Genomic DNA, 234 nt, shown 5'->3' with positions numbered 1-234 from the left:
AGTGCATACGCTGAGAGTTCTTCCTTATGTTGACGAGAAGTAACATGCTTTACTTTATAAATAGCTTGTCCACCATTGTTTTTAATTTCATCTTTTAATTTCTTTAAACGATCTTCACGACGAGCTGCAAGTACCAACTTTGCACCTATAGACGCAAGTTCTTTTGCAGTAGCTTCTCCAATCACAGAAGAAGCACCTGTAATAATGACAACTTTATCTTGAATATTTGGCATA

The 234-nt window shown here is 35.9% G+C and carries 1 protein-coding gene; it reads right to left on the bottom strand.

The window, feature by feature from the left end; all coding sequences use genetic code 11:
* Positions 1 to 233, bottom strand: a 233-nt coding sequence (locus ACYP5M_RS26800; protein WP_459735761.1) for an SDR family NAD(P)-dependent oxidoreductase, incomplete at its 3' end; no start/stop codon positions are given.
* Between the last annotated feature and the right edge of the window lies 1 nt (position 234).

It is taken from the genome of Peribacillus sp. N1, assembly GCF_054600815.1.
Note: the sequence above shows the minus strand (reverse complement) of the source record. Positions and strands in the feature narration are given on the sequence as shown.